Below are 17,575 nucleotides of genomic sequence, written 5' to 3' on the forward strand. Positions count from 1 at the left end.
GAAGGTGCGAGACTCCTGCTTAGAAAAGCGTGTCTACGGGAGATCGTCCGCGGAAAGCGAGTGCCTGGAGGGGAAATTAACGTTTAAATTGTCTACATTCTGAAATGGATAGCCCTTTTTATTTTTTTGAGAAGTGAGCATCCAAATGAACAAATGGGAAGCCTGCTTGCAATTACACTGCGAAGGAAATTTGAAGAAAACCCCACTATTAATTGATAAATATTTCCAAGTGAAATATACTTTTTTTATAGGAACAACTTTTTTATAAAGAAGGAAACGCTTTTGCAACATGACCCCTATGTTTTGAATTTTAATTTAGTCTCGGTTTCTACTATCAGTATGGGGAAGAGGTGTTTTTTTTTGAAAAATTTATCTATAGGTGTTGTTACCTTTATGCTGTATTTTGTTCCTTCATCAAGTACTTCACCTGTAATTGCAGAAGTAAAACCAGATTACAGGCTTTATGTGATGGCCCCATTGGGCGAAATAACAGATTGGGATGCATTTAAAGCAGAGTTGGTTCAATTGAAGGAACATGGAGTATATGCAATAACAACAGATATATGGTGGGGAATGGTCGAAAGTAAAAAGGATAATCAGTTTGATTGGTCCTATTATAAAAAGTATGGGGAAGTAGTGGAAGCTTCCGGTTTAAAATGGGTGCCCATTTTATCTACGCATCAATGTGGCGGTAATGTGGGGGATGATTGCAACTATCCTATCCCAAGTTGGCTCTGGAATAAAGACACTGCCGAAAACATGGCCTTCAAGAGTGAAAGAGGTTATTGGAATAAAGAAGTACTTGCACCTTGGTGGGAAGGTACAGCCGTTCAATATGACGAATTGTACAAATCATTTGCAAAGAACTTTGCTGATAAAAAAGATCTAATCGTTAAAATATATCTTAGTGCGGGTCCAGCAGGAGAACTAAGATATCCTTCTTATCAAAATGCAGATGGTTGGGAATACCCTGAAAGGGGACAGCTTCAAGTTTATACGGAGGGTGCAAAACGGGATTTCAGGCTTGCCATGAAAGAAAAATATTCAACTATAAAAAAACTAAATGCATCTTGGGGCAAAAAGTATAAAAACTGGAATGAGATTCAACCACCTATTAATGGGGATGAGTTTTTCACTAGAGGTGGAGCAATCGACACACAATTCGGTAACGACTTTATGCAGTGGTATCAAGGTACTCTTGAAAAGCACCTTTCAAAAATCTCGAAATTTGCCCATAAACATTTTGATGAAGTCTTTAACGTACCAATTGGCGCTAAGATCTCAGGTGTCCATTGGAAAATGAATGATCCGCTCATGCCGCACTCAGCTGAGTATAGTGCTGGGTACTATAACTATTCCCAACTACTTGATCAATTTAAGAAGTCAAATATGGCCCTTACATTCACTTGTTTGGAAATGGGAGATCAAAACGCACATACAGCACCATATTATAGCGCTCCAAAAACATTGGTTACCCAAATCGCTCATTTAGCTAATGAAAAAGGGATTTCTCTAAATGGCGAAAATGCACTCCCGGTGATCAATAATGAAGGGGGCTTTGATAATATTGCAGAAATGATTTTTAACTATGATTTTGAAGCCTTTACCTTCCTAAGAATGTCTAATTTATTCGATGAAGATGGAAATCCAACAGATGAGTTCAAGCTGATGGTAGATAAATTGGAAGGGAAATCAATAACCGTTACATTCACTGTTGAAAATGTACCTGCCAAACCGAATCATGGTGTTTACTTGATTGGTGATAGAGGGGAAATCGGCAGGTGGAAGCCTGAAGAATACGAATATAAGCTCACTCAAAATCCAGAAGGCAGCTGGAGCGGAACATTCCATTTAGCCGCAGATCGTTACTATGAATTCAAGTTCGTCATGAAAGATGAAAATGGGAATATTACATGGCAAGACGGCGAAAATAATAGCTATAAAACTCCTGTAAAGGGCAACGGAACCTATAAAACTTCATGGTAGATGAAGATTTAAAAAGCCTTGGAATAGGAAAGCAAAGGAACGGTTGAATGAAACTGGAAAACGATATCGTTATAAGATTCCAAGGAAATATACAATGATGATTCAGAAAATCGTTTCTTCTATTTTACAAACCAAAATCAGTATGACTAACTAAGAAGGGCTTGTGGGAAGAATAGAAGGTATAGATCCCTTTTTTCGGCCCTCATGAAATGACGATCTTGAAATGTAACACTGATTGAAGGGGATAAAAATCACGGGAAATATTATGTAAGACTAATCGATTCTTAATTACTTTTAATAGACATGTTAACGATTTATTCGGGCAACTAGAAAGGGAGGAATGACATTAATGAAGACAATGATTACATGGGAAGGGGAAATGGCCTTTTCTGGCACAACTCCCTCAGGGCATGAAATAAAGATGGATGCTGCCAAAGAATCAGGCGGAACAAATAGTGGAGCAAGACCTACAGAGTTACTTTTACATTCACTTGCGGGGTGTACTGGAATTGATATTGTAATGATATTAAAAAAAATGCGATTTGATACAACTGGTTTTCAAATAGAAATTGAAGGATCACGCGCAGAAAATCATCCAAAACGGTTTACCGACTTTCATATCCACTATATCCTCGAGGGGGAACTGCCTGAAGATAAAGTGGTCCGTGCAATCCAGTTATCGAAAAATACGTACTGTTCCGTATACCACTCATTGAATGCAAATATTATCATGAGCTATTCTATAAATGGTGTTAAAGGAAATAAAAAGTTATAAGGTTTAGTGTAAAGTATTTTATGTATTGACAAACAGCCTCCGTTTCCTTCACTAAACGGAGGCTGTTTTTGACAAAAATGATCATTTTGATAACGGATACTTTAAACATAAAACATTAACTACCCTAACATGAAAACCCGAAGGAAGTTATTCCACGGAATGTCGATATCTATTTGGTTGGTGTACTACATCATTTAATTCTAAACCATTTATCGGTAAAGATGGTCTATTTAGTAAGCAAGTTAGTCAGCAAGTAATCTAAATGTAATCCTTTGTCATTGGAATACCCTTGATGTTAGGAGTTTATCGATATAAACTTTATATACTGTTGAGGAGTGGTTAAGTTGAAAGAGATAACAATAGACAAATTGAATTTCAAAGATCATTTATCTATGATAGAACAATATTCATTGAAAGATTTCATGTTTAAATGGCTTGGTAGCCCTGAAGAAGGATTAGATGATTTTCTTCCGCTTACGTACACAGATCATGTCTTTGCAAAAATGGAAACAACATTGGAAACAAAAATAAAGATTCATGGTGATGAAACTTTCAGGTATGTCACCATTACGGAAGATAATCAGATTGTAATAGGGTGCTTAGATTCGAATCAAGAACTAAGGTTTAGAATTTTGTCTCTGGAGGAGCGTTTGAAAAGCTACTAAAATATTTAAAGCCTTTACATTACGTTGTTAACTTTCCAGATTTAATTTATGTATTCAGATAAAAAAGACCATTCCTTATCAATTTAAGGAATGGTCTTTTTTTATTGTTCATTACGTACACGCGACCAAGAAGGTCGAACATCTCCCCTTTTAACGGAATGTTTGAACTGTTCCCAGCAGTAAAAGCCCTTTATAGTTTTCATTTGCGCCTGATATACAGGGCTACTTGAATTTTTAGAGTTCAGTGTTTTTCCACCTTGTATATACATGAGTTTGTTACTCATTAATTTATTGTGTTTGGATTTATTTTACAAAACAAAAACGATTATCTATTTTTCTAGTGTATTATAAAAGAATGCAAGTTGATTAAAACTCTTGAGGGGGAATAGGGATGAGCGAGACGTGGGCGAGTTCAATAAAAACGCTTTTGAAAGAAACGTTTGAGGGGCCGGGAAATGGAGGGAGTTATTATACTGATTCAAGACCTAATACAGGTATTTTTGGTACACTTGAGGGCTTAACCGCAGAAGATGCTTCACTTTCCATAAATGGTTCCACAATAGCTGCTCACTCGGACCATACACGTTATTATTTATGGGTAATTCGAACAATGATACGTGGCGTAGATTTTGAAAAGGATTGGGATGCTAGCTGGACCATAACTCAAGTTGATGAGGAGAAATGGTCGGAAATCAGGAAGGGATTACACAGGGAATACGTAACTCTTTTGACCGAGATCGATACAATCGATTTAGAGAATTGGCTGACAAATGTCAACGCTACCATTGCCCACTCGGCTTATCACCTTGGAGCATTAAGACAAATGATAAAGACGCTTGAAATTGAAAAGTGATATAACCTAATAAGGATTTCTAAATAGAGTATGAAATCCTGACTTAAACCCAGCACCGAATGCTGGGTTTATATTTAGTTTTTAGAGTCTACCTTTACGTTATACTCCACTAGTCCAATTGCAACGCAACCTTGTAATCATTGGTTTCATGCGTTTTGAAATACATAAATTTGTAGGTAATTGTTAGATTGTGTCAGATTTTATGAATAATCTTTTACATTTTAAAGGGTTCAAGTCCTAATTGGAGAAGTATTATTATCAAGATGTTTTTTTAGCCGAGGATTGTTAACTGCATGAATATCGACAAAAAGGAGGGCTACTAATTAAAAAACAGCTGTATAAATTACTTAGTATATTTTTTATTATTTTCTTTTTACAAATATCATGGTCTCATGCTGTTTTTGCCGAGCAAAGTACTTTTATCATTGCGGGGGAAAGCGCTCTTCCCCCGTTTTCATTTGAAAATGAAGCTGGTGAACTGACTGGTATCAATATTGATTTAATGGAGGAAATAGCTGAATATAATGGGGTTGATTTCGAATATATTCCGATGGGGATGCAAGATGCGGAAAAGGCCTTAATGAACGGAACCATTGATGCAATTGTCGGCAATACCTATAGTACTGAAAAAGATTATCAGCTTGATTTCACTCAATCCTATTTCACAATGTCTCAGTCAATCATTATCCCTAGTCAAAGGAAAAAGGATATTCATACGTTAACGGATTTACGTGATTCACATGTTGTTCTTGATCATAATACGCCTGTAATCAGCACTTTTCTGAATATGAGGAATACAAACTTAACAACTGTTTCGAATCAATATTCGGGTATTTTAACATTATTGAACAACCGTGCGGATGCTTTCATCGGAAACAAATGGACTGCAGATTTCTACTTGAAAAAATTCCGCCAAGAAAAGCAGTACATCATTCTCGATGAAGTCATTGAGCCCGCCGATTATACGATTGCAGTTAAAAAAGGGAATCAAACGCTCCTTTTCATGTTGGACAATACACTCACTCAACTTAAAGCCAATCGAAATTTAAACGGGATAATCGATAAATGGGTCATGCCACAATCCAATCAAAAAATCGCCAGGTTGGAGCAATTCATATTCTGGTTAATCATAATCTTAACTGCAGTAGCTCTAATCCTTCTAATTATTTACATATGGAATCAAAAACTAAAAAAATCCGTTCATAGCCAAACGATGAAATTACATTTATTGAATATGGATTTAGAGAAACAACGTCAAAACATCGCTAATAGTAAAGCATTCAAAGATCAAATTTTAAACAATATCAATACAGGCATCATAACATTCGACCTCGATTTCATGATTACTAGCTGCAATGCAAAGGCATCGGACATTCTTAACATTTCCAAGGAAATGATTCTGAATCTTTCGAATCATTCACGACTAATGAAGTTATTCGAAGCATCTCATCAAGATCAAAAAGAGAAAAACGGTACAGGTTCTTTTCGGATCTTGGTAATAAATGAGGAAAATGAACAGAAGGTCATTTCTTATTCCATGCATAAGATGTTCAATTCTGAAGAAATCCAAACCGGATACTTACTTTCCATGAATGATGAGACGGAGAAGAAAACATTGGAGAAAAAATTGGTTACACAAGAAAAGCTTCACGCACTGGGGCAACTAGTTGCAGGTGTCGCACATGAAATTAGAAATCCTTTAACATCCATTAAAACATTCATTGATTTACTTCCGAGTAAATATGATAATCCTCAATTCCGACAAGTGCTAATGGAGCACTTGCCAAATGAAGTTAACCGGCTAAATGCAATTGTTACTGATTTGATTGAATATGCAAGACCTCGCCCGCCAAATAAAACAAATTGCTACGCGCATGAACTTATATCATTACTTGCTTTTCATAAGGTGACGATGGAAAAAAAACAAATTAATTTTGAACAGGCAATTGATGAGGACCTTATATTTTATATAGATTTACAGCAAATTCACCAAGTTCTACTTAACTTAGTGCTAAATTCCATTCAAGCCGTTGAAGAAACAAAGGAAAAGACCATTAAAATCACCATTGATAAAGAGAATGAAAAGACTGGACGGATTACCATATCCGATACCGGAATAGGGATGAAACAGGAGGACCAAAACCATATTTTCGAGCCTTTCTTCACAAATAAAGAAAAGGGTGTCGGTTTGGGCCTTACGCTATCGTATAGGCTCATTAAAGAAAATAACGGAGATATACAAGTGAAAAGCTATCCTAATTCAGGAACGACATTCATTATTTTACTGCCTTTGTATATTGAACAGTAGCCATGAAGGAGGACGAGTACTATGAAGATACATGTATTAGTAATCGATGATGAACCAGCTATTTGCACCGCTCTTAGCTTTGCGTTGGAAGATTCTTATCAAGTCGTGACAACAACGGAGCCGGAAGAAGGTCTTCGAAAAATCGAAAATCACTATTTTGATATTGTTTTGCTTGATCTACGAATTGGAAATATAAGCGGACTTGATATTCTTCAGAAAATCAAAAAAGTAGCGCCTAACGTGACAGTCATTATGATGACTGCCTATTCATCTATTGAAACTTCGATCGATGCCATAAAAAAAGGGGCCTACTATTATATTGAAAAACCCATCAATATAGAAGAACTTTCGCTGCTTTTGATGAGGGCAGCAGAATTCAAACAGATGTCGAATCAATTGGAGACACTTCATGAAGAATTGGAGATGCAAAGGGGGTTTGGGAACTTCCTTGGTAACAGCAAAGCGATGCAACGTATCTTTTCAATGATCGAAAGGGTGAAGGACATTGATTCAAGTGTCCTTATTACAGGTGAAAGTGGAACCGGAAAGGAGCTTGTAGCCCGGAACATCCATACGCTAGGTAGAAGGAAAAACAAACCCATGCAGATTGTCAATTGTGCTGCAATTCCGGAGATGCTGCTGGAATCCGAATTGTTCGGTTATGAAAAGGGAGCATTTTCAGGTGCAACTCAAAGGAAGGAAGGGAAATTCGTTGCTGCAAATGGAGGCATTCTTTTTCTGGATGAGATCAGTGAAATGCCCCTTCCCCTTCAAGCCAAAATATTACGGGTGTTGCAGGAACGGGAAGTGACTCCCTTAGGCTCCAATGCAAAAATATCACTGGATGTCCGTATAATAAGTGCAGCCAATAAAAACCTGGAACAAATGGTGATGGAGGGGGAATTTAGGGAGGATTTGTATTTCAGGTTAAATGTCATTCCCATTTCCATGCCGCCATTACGAGATAGAAAAGAAGATTTACCAATCCTTATGGATTATTTTATGAAAAAACATGCTAAGGAAATGAATCGGGAAGACAAGACGTTCTCAGCAAGCGCACGACGGATTTTGCTGGAATATCATTACCCTGGGAATGTCCGCGAGCTTGGTAACATAATAGAATATGCAGTTGCTCTATCAAACTCGAAAATCATGGAAGATAGCGACTTGCCACAATATGTTCAAGAACAGAAGTTCATCTTTCAGCCGGATAGCCTTGACGAGGATGGTAACAGTTTTAGGATCCCCCTTGGCATCTCAATGAAAGAAATAGAAGAAAAAGTCATTACGGCCACTCTTCAATACTGTAAAAACCATCGGCAAAAGACAGCTCAAATTCTAAAAATTTCTGAAAGAAGCCTTCGCGATAAAATTAAGCTCATTTCAAAAGGAGAATAAAAGGCAAAATAGATGTCTAGTATGAATCGGCATTTTTTTCTGGATAACCGGCAAAAATTGCCGGTTTTTAACAGTGTACGATACAATAATTCGGCAGAATTTGCGTTTTAGTGCATTTTATCTAATTGGCATAGTACTTGCATTTTAATTCATTAAGAAAGGAGGGCCACTATGAAATATGGAGCAATCTTTATAAAAGTCGCTTTGTTATTTTGCTTCATAACAGGATGTACTTTTATGAATGAGCAGCAGGAAATATCTAAACCTGCTACTACCTTGATTCAGAGACAATTAACTTCAGAAGGACAGGGTTTAAATAATAGGATGCTAATCATTGCAACCGGAGATATGTCAGGCGTTTATTTTTCATTAGGACAAAAATTGTCATACATGTATGAAAAATATAATGGAGCCGTGTCGGGGACAAGAATCACCGATGCTTCCATCGAAAATACCGAGTTGGTAAGCCGGCATCGAGCAGAAATTGGTTTTACCACAGTAGATGTACTAGATTTGCCTGAAACCGATAGATCAAAGTTACGTGCTTTAACGGCCCTATATTCCAACTATGTTCAAATTGTTACTACTAAACAAAGTAATATTGATTCCTTAGAAGATTTAGTTGGGAAACGCATTAGTGTTGGTACAACCGGAAGCGGTACAAGGCTGATTGCAGAACGAATCCTTTTAGAAACTGATTTACCACCTGATCAATTGAATTTATCTTATCTTTCTTTTTCTCAATCTGCAGAAGCATTGCGAAATGGTACCATTGATGCGGCTTTCTTCTCTTCTGGCATTCCGAATAATGATATCGCTTACATGTCCAAACAAACGGAACTCTCATTTATTCCAATTCCGGAAGGCATCATCGAACGCCTTCAGAAACAATATGGCGTTTACACTCATAATGAAATTCCCAGTAATACATACAAGGGGATGAAAAAAAGTGTCAAAACGATTTCAATTAAAAATGTTTTGGTAACCTACGATGAAATGTCTGACCTGCATGCTTACAATCTTGTGAAAACATTTTATGAACATTTGCCTGAGCTACAGGATACACATCCGGCCGCTTCTGATATTTCAATTATTGAAGCAACCAAACAAGTTCCACTCGATTTTCATACAGGAGCCATGAGTTATTTTACCGAACAAGGAATTATTGAAAACCAATGAAAAATGGGAGGTAATGACAATGAAGAAAGTATTAAGTCTTTTATCGATAATCGTATTGATTGCCCTTGCTGGATGTGGGAATCCCACTCCGCAAAAGCCAGGGGAAACAGCACAAACAAGTGCAGGTGAAAAAGGAGTGAAAAAAATAACGATCGCAGGTAACGGCGGAGTCATAGAAAGAACGATTCGAGATGAGATTGCACCAAAGTTCGAAGAAGAAACGGGTATCAAGGTTAATTATATTTCTGGTTTATCAGGTGAAATCCTTTCTAAAGTTGAATTACAAAAGAACGCTCCACAAATAGATATCGCCTTTTTTGTACCTGTTGATGTAATACGTGCCAAGGAAAAGGATCTGATTGTGCCAGTCGATGAATCAAATGTGCCTAACATGAAATCCGTCGACCCACGATTCAGTGCGATGGAAAAGGCAGCTGCTCCTGTATTCGGCTTAGTCATTGCACCAGGATATAATACGGATACCTTTAAAAAGAAAGGATTAAAACCGATTGAATCATGGAACGATCTTATTTCTCCAGATTATGAAGGTAAAACGGCTTTTTCAGATATTACGAATGACTGGGGTTTCAATACTCTTAATGGCTTAGCGATTTCAAACGGGGGCAGCACCGATGACATGGAACCAGGTCTTGAAAAAGCAAAGGATCTTGCAGGATATTCCAATACGTTTTATAAAAACTCAACGCAAATGATGCCGGCCATTCAACAGGGAGCCGCTGATGTAACGGTCATGGGAAGTTACTCTATAGGTGAACTAGCCGTTTCAGGAGTTCCGATTAAAATGGCTGTCCCTAAAGAAGGTGTGCCGCTTCAAGCTTTCAGCGCGGGGCTTGTGAAAAATACGCCTAATAGTGAAGAAGCTCTTGAATTCATGAACTATTTAATAAGTGAAAAAGCACAAGCATTAATTTCCGAAAAAGGATTTTATCCTACGGTAGAAGGTATGAAAATCGCAGAAAAATATGAAGAATCAATCGGACTTAAAGAAAGTGATAAAACATTCAAACCTGATTTTGCCAAGTTTGCCGAAATTCGAGCAGAGGTTTCAGACAGATGGGCGAAAGAGGTTACTCCTGAATTAGGAAAAAAACTAAAATAAAAAGGAGCGTGTTGATCACATGGAAGTATTAAAAAAAGACGTGGAAATCAAAAGGCATCACCTGGAGCCAGTCCAACAGAGTGTGTCGAAAAAAAATGATGTAGAGATTAAGGGCGCGTTTAAACAATTTGGATCGAATGTTGTCCTGAATGGCATTGATTTGGAGGTGAAACAAGGAGAGTTACTCACTCTTCTTGGCCCCTCCGGGTGCGGTAAATCCACAACCTTGAACCTCATAGCAGGATTCCTCGATGCCGATCGGGGCGAAGTCCATATTAAAGGAAACAATGTTACAAAGGTTCCTCCTTATAAAAGAGATTTAGGAATGGTTTTTCAAACATATTCACTTTTTCCTCATATGACTGTTTATGAAAATCTTAGTTTTGGCTTGAAGTTGCGCAAGGTTGGTAAAGCCGAACAAAAAAAGAAGATAAGTAAAGCTCTTGAATTAGTTAAAATGTCTGGATTGGAAAATCGTTATCCGAGGGAATTATCGGGAGGTCAGCGCCAGCGCGTTGCAATTTCCAGGGCACTTGTAGTTGAGCCTGAGCTCTTGTTGCTCGACGAACCACTTTCAAACCTAGACGCCAAATTACGTCATGAATTAAGAGCGGAAATAAAGCGTTTACAAAAAGAAATTGGCGTAACGACCATTTTTGTAACCCATGATCAAGAAGAAGCTCTTTCCATGTCAGATCGAGTAGTTGTCATGAATGCAGGGAAAATTGAACAAATCAGTACTCCAACTGATATTTACAATCATCCCAAGACAGAATTCGTCTTTCAATTCATCGGTAAATCGAATTGTTTTGAAGGGAAAGTGTCAGCAGTGGATAAGAGGACAATCTCAGTCAAGATAGGTTCTGACATTTCTCTTGTCGACGCGGATAATATCATGGGGAATGACAGTGACTTGAAAACAGGGGATGAGGTGAAGATTTATATTAGACCAGAAAAACTGAAAATTGTTTCTGCTGAAGAAACCTCTTTTTCACCTATTGATTTCCATCGTGCTAATATCAGCCAAATAAACTATCTAGGTACCTCATGGGAAATCAATGTTTTATTACAAGGGAAAAGCATACAAGTATTAACTTCTGACATCGATTCATCATGGAAAAATGGAAGTGAGGTGTTTATCGGATGGAGCCCATCAGAAGTTATGCTAGTCAAGAAATAAAACAGGAAACGAATCAGATTGAGCCGCAAAAGGAACCTAAATTAAAGAAAAGGAAAGTCTGGGTACCGGGATTACTCCTATTAACGCCAATCTTATTATTTATATTTGGTTTCTTTGTCATACCGATGCTGTACATTTTATATTTAAGCTTCATATCCACAGATAATCTTGGAGCGAATGATGCTGTATATAGCATCAAAAACTACACACAATTATTTTCCGATAGCTATTACCTATCATCCTTATGGTTGACTGTAAAAATCAGTTTGTATTCGGTCTTGGTTGCTTTATTTTTAGGGTATCCGGTAGCTTTGACCATGGCAAAAAGTTCAGCTCGGATCAGAGGGTATATCACTCTCTTGATCGTGTCACCCCTTTTGGTAAGTATAGTGGTCCGCAATTTTGGCTGGTACCTCTTGCTATTGCCTAACGGGACGATCAATCAAACCTTGATGTCCTTAGGGATAATAAATGCGCCATTGAAACTATTATTTTCAGAAATCGGAGTTGTGATTGGGCTTTCAAATGCCTATCTGCCCTTTATGATCTTATCCATCGTTGCCAGCTTGTATAATATTGATCCTTCCCTGGACAAGGCAGGAGCTATACTAGGGGCTAGCCCGTTCAGAAGATTCTTTTCCATTACATTGCCGCTAAGTATCCCAGGTATCGTATCTGGTTGCATTCTTGTATTTAGTTTGTCAATGAGTGCTTATGTTACGCCAGCACTGATGGGGGGAGCCAATGTACCAGTTATGCCAGTAGTCATATATGATCAAATAAATAACCTGCTTCACTGGACATTTGGATCTGCCCTTTCTTATATTCTATTAGCAACAACTGTCATTTCGGTTGCCATCTTTACTAGAGTGTTTGAAAAAGGGAAATTCAAGGAGGTATTCCGATGATGAAAACGTTTGGTGGCCTTCGGATTGCCGTAGCCTTGTTGGCAATAATCTATATCTTGATACCGCTCATCGTGGTTATTCCGGCTTCTTTTACAAGTGCCAATTATCCAAGTTTTCCGGCTGAGGGCTTCTCGTTGCAGTGGTATAGCAAAATCTTGGAGCGTCCTGAATTTTTGGAAGCATTTTTGAACAGTGCGAAGTTCGCCGCATTAGCTGCTCTTTTCTCCGTCATTTTCGGTACGCTGGGAGCTCTTGGCATCGCAAAATATGATATACCAGGAAAGTCATATATTACTGCCCTTTTAACATCACCATTAAGTGTGCCGCAATTAGTTCTAGGAATTGCACTCTTAATGTATTTTACACCAATGATGCTCGCCGGTACGTCTACTGGTTTCTTAATTGCCCATATCGTCATATGTATCCCATATGTAATGCGGCTCGTATTAACCGGTTTAAGCGGTTTTGATTACAATCTTGAACGCGCTGCGGCTATATTGGGAGCTAACCCATTGACCGTATTCATGAAAGTGACGCTGCCTTTAATTGGGTCAGCAGCTATCTCAGGAGGGCTATTCGCATTTTTGACATCATTTGATAACGTAACGGTCTCTCTCTTTATGGTATCACCTGAAATGCGAACCCTGCCAATTGAGATTTTCTCGCAAATGCAAGATGCCTACAATCCGATCGTTGCTTCCGTATCAAGCGTGGTTATCTTCATATCAGTGCTACTAATCGTCATTCTTGAAAAAATTCAAGGTGTTGGAAAAGTTTTTGGTGGTTCTCATCATACGAACGGATAAAAAGTAATGTACCAATCCATCATGTGAAAATGTCATCAAAACTCTTCATTCAAATGATCTAGACATCTTTTAGCTGCTAACAGTGGGGCCGTTAGGATTGGGACAGAAGGATTAACCTGCTTTGCAATATGCTCCATGCTATATTGGGAAAGCACAATCACGTCTGTCTTTCCATCCAATTGCTCCACCATCTTTATAACGCGGGCGTCATGTTCTTTCCTTTTTCCATGTGATAATAAGTGGATGATACCGGGATCCACCAATGATTGGATCATACAGTCTGGATTCTTGTTCAATAAGTAGTTTTGAAGGGCGATCGGCGTTTCTTTTACGGTTGAAACCAAGCCAATCTTCGTATAACGTAGTGCTTCGTCAAGCATGGCTTCATCTGAACGAAATAATTTTACAGTGTAAAGAGGTTGTAAAATGGTAGTAACGTCATTAAAGGCAGAGCAAGTAAGTTGGATACATGAAACACCGGAATTGTATGCTAAATTCACTAATGCAGAAAAGCGGTGAATGATTTCCGGGGTTAACTTGCCGCTTTTTTCCATCAAGGAGAGAAGGCTCGTATCCATGAAATGAAGGAGTTCAATGGATGGAGCAACTTCCTGAAATGCCCTTTCAATTGGTTTTAGTGCTGTTGTGGTTGCGTGAATCAGTGCGATTTTCAATAAAAACCCTCCTACTCTTTTCACCATTATATCTAGCAAAACATTAAAATTCCATTATATTACATGTGAATGAAGTTTCCATAATATCTGTTAAGTCATGAAAGGAAGTGTGCAGCATGGAGAAAGGGGTCCTAGACGACCTTAGCCGAGTAATTCCAGGTGATAGAATATTCCTTGACCTGGCAGAAAGGTATTGTTATAGCTATGATGCTTCTTTCGGTGAATATTTACCAGAAATCGTTATACAGCCAAAAAACGCCAAAGAAATCAGTGAAGTAGTGAAGTTGGCTAATATACACAAAATACCTGTTTACCCTCGGGGTTCCGGGACATCGCTAAGCGGCGGTCCCTTACCTGTTAAAGGAGGGATGGTTCTTGATATGACCCTTTTACGAGATAAATTGATTATTGATCGGGAAAATATGCTTGCCATTGTTTCTCCAGGCGTAATAACTGCAAATATCCATAAAAAAGCCGAGGAGGCAGGTTTGTTCTACCCACCAGATCCAAGCAGTTCCAATGTTGCTACAATTGGAGGGAATCTATTAGAAAACTCCAGCGGACCTAAGGGTTTAAAATATGGAACGACAAAAGAATATGTTATTGGGTTAGAGGTGGTCACACCCACAGGAGAAATTATACGTACAGGCGGAAAGACCGTGAAAAATGTAACAGGGTACGATTTGACACGTTTAATTGTAGGATCAGAAGGCACCTTGGGCATTGTGACAGAAGCCATCATTCGCTTAATCCCGAAACCGCAATCTAAAAATACGTTTGTCGCCCACTTCAATCATTTGATAGACTCCGGCCATGCCATAACAAGCATATTATCGTCAGGAATTTTACCATCAGCCTTGGAATTAATGGATAATGCTTGTATCCGTGCTGTTGAAAGCTATCGGCCTTCAGGTTTGCCTCTCCATGCAGAAGCCATTTTGATCATAGAAATAGATGGTCACCCTTTGGCCATCGAGGAAGAAATCATTAAATGCGCCGATTTATGCAGGGCTGAGGGTGCTTCCTACGTCAAAATCGCTGAAACGGAGGAAGAACGGCAAACCATTTGGAGTGCGCGAAAATTGGTTTCACCGGCGATTACACAAATGGGTCCTACAAAGATTTCTGAGGATGCGACAGTACCACGCAGTCAAATTCCGGCGATGATGGAGAGATTAAACCAAATCCGGGAGAAATACGAGTTGAACTTGGTTGTTTTCGGTCATGCAGGGGATGGGAATTTACACCCGAACATCATTACAGATAAACGCAATATAACAGAGATGAAAAAAGTGGAGCTTGCCGTTAGTGAAATTTTTGAAGCTGCGATAGAACTTGGCGGAACCCTATCCGGAGAACATGGAATTGGTACGTTAAAGTCACCATATATGGAAATGGAATTAGGGATTACAGGGGTGAATATGATGAAAAAAATCAAAGAAGCTTGGGATCCCAATAATATCTTGAATCCCGGAAAGATTTTTCCTGAAAAGGGCCAGACAAAGGTCGTGTTGGTTACATGAATCTACCTGTTAAATCTAAAGAAACAAATGCAGAGGTTCAAAATTTATATTCTGATGCCTATGACTGGACAAACCAATGTGTTAAATGCGGGTACTGTTTACCAGCATGCCCTACATATGAATCAATGGGTGTAGAATCCGCTTCACCACGAGGCCGAATCAATCTAGTTAAAATGGCAGCTGAAGGAAAAATAGATTTCCAAAAGGATTTAGCCCAACCGATCGATCTATGCTTAGGTTGTCGTGCTTGCGAAACGGCATGTCCAGTCGGTGTACCTTACGGACATATCCTGGAAGCGGCGAAGGAGGCCATAGAAAATTCCCAGCCTGCAAACCAAAAGAATAAAATGACAAAGATGAAAAAGCTGGCATTGGTTCACCTATTTCCTTTTCCAAAACGAATGAATCGGGTCGGAAGTGTCGTCCATCTCTATCAAAAAACAGGATTATCCAAACTTATCCGTAGATCAAATGTTTTACAAAAGGTGTCCCCTGCACTTGCTCATTTAGAGCAAGCACTTCCAACGACCGAGTCTTCCTCCAAACGCATACGCAAGGGTACGATAATACCGGCAAAAGGGGAAACCAAATTAAGGGTTGCGTTTTTCACAGGGTGTATCATGGATTCCATGATGTCACGAATCAATCGTCTTACGATCGAACTGCTAACCTTAGTGGGATGTGAGGTCATTCTTCCCGAGAATCAGAATTGCTGCGGTGCTCTTCATTCTCATCAAGGTGAAACTAAACAAGCGAAAGAGTTAGCGAAAAGCAATATTCGTGCTTTCATGCAGGCAGAAGCTGATGTCATTGTTAATAACGCAGGAGGATGCGGCGCTTCGCTTCTCGAATATGAACATCTATTGGCCAATGAACACGAATGGTCTGGAGCAGCAAGGGATTTCTCAAAGAAATCTAAAGATATTAGTCAAATCCTGTATCAATTGGGGCCACTCCCCTTTACTGAAGAATGGCAAGGCGTTGTTTCTTACCAAGATTCCTGTCATTTACGCAATGTTCAAAAGGTACAACAAGAACCGCGTTCATTGCTGCAATCCATACCGGGAATTTCCTATGTGGAAATGGAAGGGTACGATCGTTGCTGTGCATCAGGAGGCATCTACAACCTTCTCCATTTTGATGAATCCATGAAAATCCTTGATGAAAAAATGAGGAACCTAAAAGAAACAAAAGCCACGACAATTGTTACCGTTAACCCTGGCTGCCAAATGCAAATGAGCATTGGCATTCAAAGGGAGGGCGCAGCCGCAAATCAAATAAAAAGCATGCATCTTGTTGAAATTCTAGCCAAGGCTTGCGGCTTGGATTGAAAAAAGAAATGTTGAAAAAAGAAACGTCAGTATTTCCTGCTTCATTGGAGGAATTGCTGACGTTTTTATTTCTTCATTAAATCTTGCGGTATTAACCATAAATTAGATTGTTATAGGCATAAAAGGTTATGCTGCCATGTCTGGGAGAACATATACATGGAAAAAAGGGCGAATTTTGTACATTAAAAGAAAGAAGCGGCATGTTAATAAGAAATATAACTATATTAAGATATGGAAAAGGGTATAATAAGTAAGTAATAATTCATTTTTAGTATGGGATATTTGTAGGATCGGAAATATTTCCGTCACTATCCCGATACATAAAGACAGAAGGAGAAATGATTGATTTGAATAATAAAGAAACAAAAGCTATCGAGTTACCTGCAAATTATGAGGAATTGAAAAAATCCGCCAATCGTAAATCTAATTGGAGAGAACGTTTAGATGCGATAGAAGAGTTAGGTCAATCGAAAAATAAACAAGTAATCGATGTTTTAACACATATCATGAATAGTGATGCTGTCTATAAGGTTCAAGAAGCCGCCTACCGTCAACTGAAAAGATTAGGTGAGGATGTTCAGCTACCTGCTAGAAAAAAAGGCGAGTTGGTTAAAGGATTAACCAAAATCTTAGTCCGGATCAAGAAGAGTTTACCAGAAAATCACACATATACTGATTTCAAGGAGAAACTGCAGAAGATGAGAATGGATATATATGATGCCTATGAAGGTGAAAAAGGTGCAGACTTTGATAAGTGGCTTGAAGACACTTGGTCTGCTTTATCAAAAAGATAAAAGTTCATCCACTAAAAGATAAATATGTCATACTTGATGCGGGAGCAAGATTTTTGCTCCTGTTTCTTATCGTTT

15 protein-coding genes are annotated in these 17,575 nt (G+C 38.6%); 14 read left to right on the top strand and 1 reads right to left on the bottom strand.

All coding sequences use genetic code 11. The features are described from left to right. Positions 1–360 precede the first annotated feature (360 nt). From LQ203_RS04100 to LQ203_RS04150, 11 genes are all read left to right on the top strand, one after another. Positions 361–1,986, top strand: coding sequence for a family 14 glycosylhydrolase (locus tag LQ203_RS04100; protein WP_230155940.1), 1,626 nt, complete (start codon positions 361–363; stop codon positions 1,984–1,986). Between the two features lie 349 nt (positions 1,987–2,335). Further along, the gene (locus LQ203_RS04105) at positions 2,336–2,761 is read left to right on the top strand and encodes an OsmC family protein (RefSeq protein WP_230155942.1); all 426 of its coding nucleotides are present in this window, start codon (positions 2,336–2,338) and stop codon (positions 2,759–2,761) included. Between the two features lie 344 nt (positions 2,762–3,105). After that, positions 3,106–3,426, top strand: coding sequence for a hypothetical protein (locus tag LQ203_RS04110; protein WP_230155944.1), 321 nt, complete (start codon positions 3,106–3,108; stop codon positions 3,424–3,426). A gap of 391 nt (positions 3,427–3,817) precedes the next feature. After that, positions 3,818–4,279 (top strand): hypothetical protein, encoded by a 462-nt coding sequence (locus LQ203_RS04115; protein WP_230155945.1) that lies wholly within the window; start codon positions 3,818–3,820, stop codon positions 4,277–4,279. Between the two features lie 424 nt (positions 4,280–4,703). Further along, positions 4,704–6,587, top strand: a complete 1,884-nt coding sequence (locus tag LQ203_RS04120) for a transporter substrate-binding domain-containing protein (RefSeq protein WP_290370522.1) — start codon at positions 4,704–4,706, stop codon at positions 6,585–6,587. A 21-nt stretch (positions 6,588–6,608) separates the two neighbouring features. Beyond that, entirely contained in the window at positions 6,609–7,985 is a 1,377-nt protein-coding gene (locus LQ203_RS04125; RefSeq protein ID WP_230155946.1) for a sigma-54 dependent transcriptional regulator, read from the top strand. 171 nt (positions 7,986–8,156) lie between these two features. Beyond that, a complete protein-coding gene (locus LQ203_RS04130) occupies positions 8,157–9,164 on the top strand; it encodes a TAXI family TRAP transporter solute-binding subunit (RefSeq protein WP_230155947.1) in 1,008 nt (335 codons plus the stop codon). A 19-nt stretch (positions 9,165–9,183) separates the two neighbouring features. Then, positions 9,184–10,284, top strand: coding sequence for an ABC transporter substrate-binding protein (locus tag LQ203_RS04135; protein ID WP_230155949.1), 1,101 nt, complete (start codon positions 9,184–9,186; stop codon positions 10,282–10,284). Between the two features lie 19 nt (positions 10,285–10,303). Further along, the gene (locus LQ203_RS04140) at positions 10,304–11,464 is read left to right on the top strand and encodes an ABC transporter ATP-binding protein (protein WP_230155950.1); all 1,161 of its coding nucleotides are present in this window, start codon (positions 10,304–10,306) and stop codon (positions 11,462–11,464) included. Next, positions 11,428–12,372 carry an ABC transporter permease gene (locus tag LQ203_RS04145; protein ID WP_230155952.1) on the top strand — a complete coding sequence of 315 codons (945 nt, stop codon included), beginning with the start codon at positions 11,428–11,430 and terminating at the stop codon, positions 12,370–12,372. Before LQ203_RS04140 ends, LQ203_RS04145 begins: the two co-directional genes overlap by 37 nt. Then, a complete protein-coding gene (locus tag LQ203_RS04150) occupies positions 12,372–13,178 on the top strand; it encodes an ABC transporter permease (RefSeq protein ID WP_230156146.1) in 807 nt (268 codons plus the stop codon). The genes LQ203_RS04145 and LQ203_RS04150 overlap by 1 nt, the downstream gene beginning before the upstream one ends. A 35-nt stretch (positions 13,179–13,213) precedes the next feature. Here the strand turns inward: LQ203_RS04150 and LQ203_RS04155 are convergent, their stop codons facing one another. After that, the gene (locus LQ203_RS04155; RefSeq protein ID WP_230155954.1) at positions 13,214–13,852 is read right to left on the bottom strand and encodes a hypothetical protein; all 639 of its coding nucleotides are present in this window, start codon (positions 13,850–13,852) and stop codon (positions 13,214–13,216) included. A 116-nt stretch (positions 13,853–13,968) separates the two neighbouring features. Between LQ203_RS04155 and LQ203_RS04160 the strand changes: the two genes are divergently transcribed. From LQ203_RS04160 to LQ203_RS04170, 3 genes are all read left to right on the top strand, one after another. Continuing rightward, complete coding sequence (locus LQ203_RS04160; protein WP_230155956.1) at positions 13,969–15,375, top strand: FAD-linked oxidase C-terminal domain-containing protein; 1,407 nt, start codon at positions 13,969–13,971, stop codon at positions 15,373–15,375. Beyond that, on the top strand, positions 15,372–16,706 hold the full coding sequence (locus LQ203_RS04165; protein ID WP_230155958.1) for a (Fe-S)-binding protein: 1,335 nt from the start codon (positions 15,372–15,374) through the stop codon (positions 16,704–16,706). Before LQ203_RS04160 ends, LQ203_RS04165 begins: the two co-directional genes overlap by 4 nt. 347 nt (positions 16,707–17,053) lie before the next feature. Continuing rightward, positions 17,054–17,500, top strand: coding sequence for a HEAT repeat domain-containing protein (locus LQ203_RS04170; protein WP_230155959.1), 447 nt, complete (start codon positions 17,054–17,056; stop codon positions 17,498–17,500). Positions 17,501–17,575 lie beyond the last annotated feature (75 nt).

It is taken from the genome of Peribacillus sp. Bi96, assembly GCF_918698115.1.
In the GTDB taxonomy this organism is placed as follows: domain Bacteria; phylum Bacillota; class Bacilli; order Bacillales; family DSM-1321; genus Peribacillus.

What these genes read in the sequence shown, in the direction of transcription:
- LQ203_RS04105 (WP_230155942.1), top strand. Translation starts at nt 2,336, where the DNA reads ATGAAGACAATGATTACATGGGAAGGGGAAATGGCCTTTTCTGGCACA.
- LQ203_RS04115 (WP_230155945.1), top strand. Translation starts at nt 3,818, where the DNA reads ATGAGCGAGACGTGGGCGAGTTCAATAAAAACGCTTTTGAAAGAAACG.
- LQ203_RS04125 (WP_230155946.1), top strand. Translation starts at nt 6,609, where the DNA reads ATGAAGATACATGTATTAGTAATCGATGATGAACCAGCTATTTGCACC.
- LQ203_RS04130 (WP_230155947.1), top strand. Translation starts at nt 8,157, where the DNA reads ATGAAATATGGAGCAATCTTTATAAAAGTCGCTTTGTTATTTTGCTTC.
- LQ203_RS04135 (WP_230155949.1), top strand. Translation starts at nt 9,184, where the DNA reads ATGAAGAAAGTATTAAGTCTTTTATCGATAATCGTATTGATTGCCCTT.
- LQ203_RS04140 (WP_230155950.1), top strand. Translation starts at nt 10,304, where the DNA reads ATGGAAGTATTAAAAAAAGACGTGGAAATCAAAAGGCATCACCTGGAG.
- LQ203_RS04145 (WP_230155952.1), top strand. Translation starts at nt 11,428, where the DNA reads ATGGAGCCCATCAGAAGTTATGCTAGTCAAGAAATAAAACAGGAAACG.
- LQ203_RS04150 (WP_230156146.1), top strand. Translation starts at nt 12,372, where the DNA reads ATGAAAACGTTTGGTGGCCTTCGGATTGCCGTAGCCTTGTTGGCAATA.
- LQ203_RS04160 (WP_230155956.1), top strand. Translation starts at nt 13,969, where the DNA reads ATGGAGAAAGGGGTCCTAGACGACCTTAGCCGAGTAATTCCAGGTGAT.
- LQ203_RS04165 (WP_230155958.1), top strand. Translation starts at nt 15,372, where the DNA reads ATGAATCTACCTGTTAAATCTAAAGAAACAAATGCAGAGGTTCAAAAT.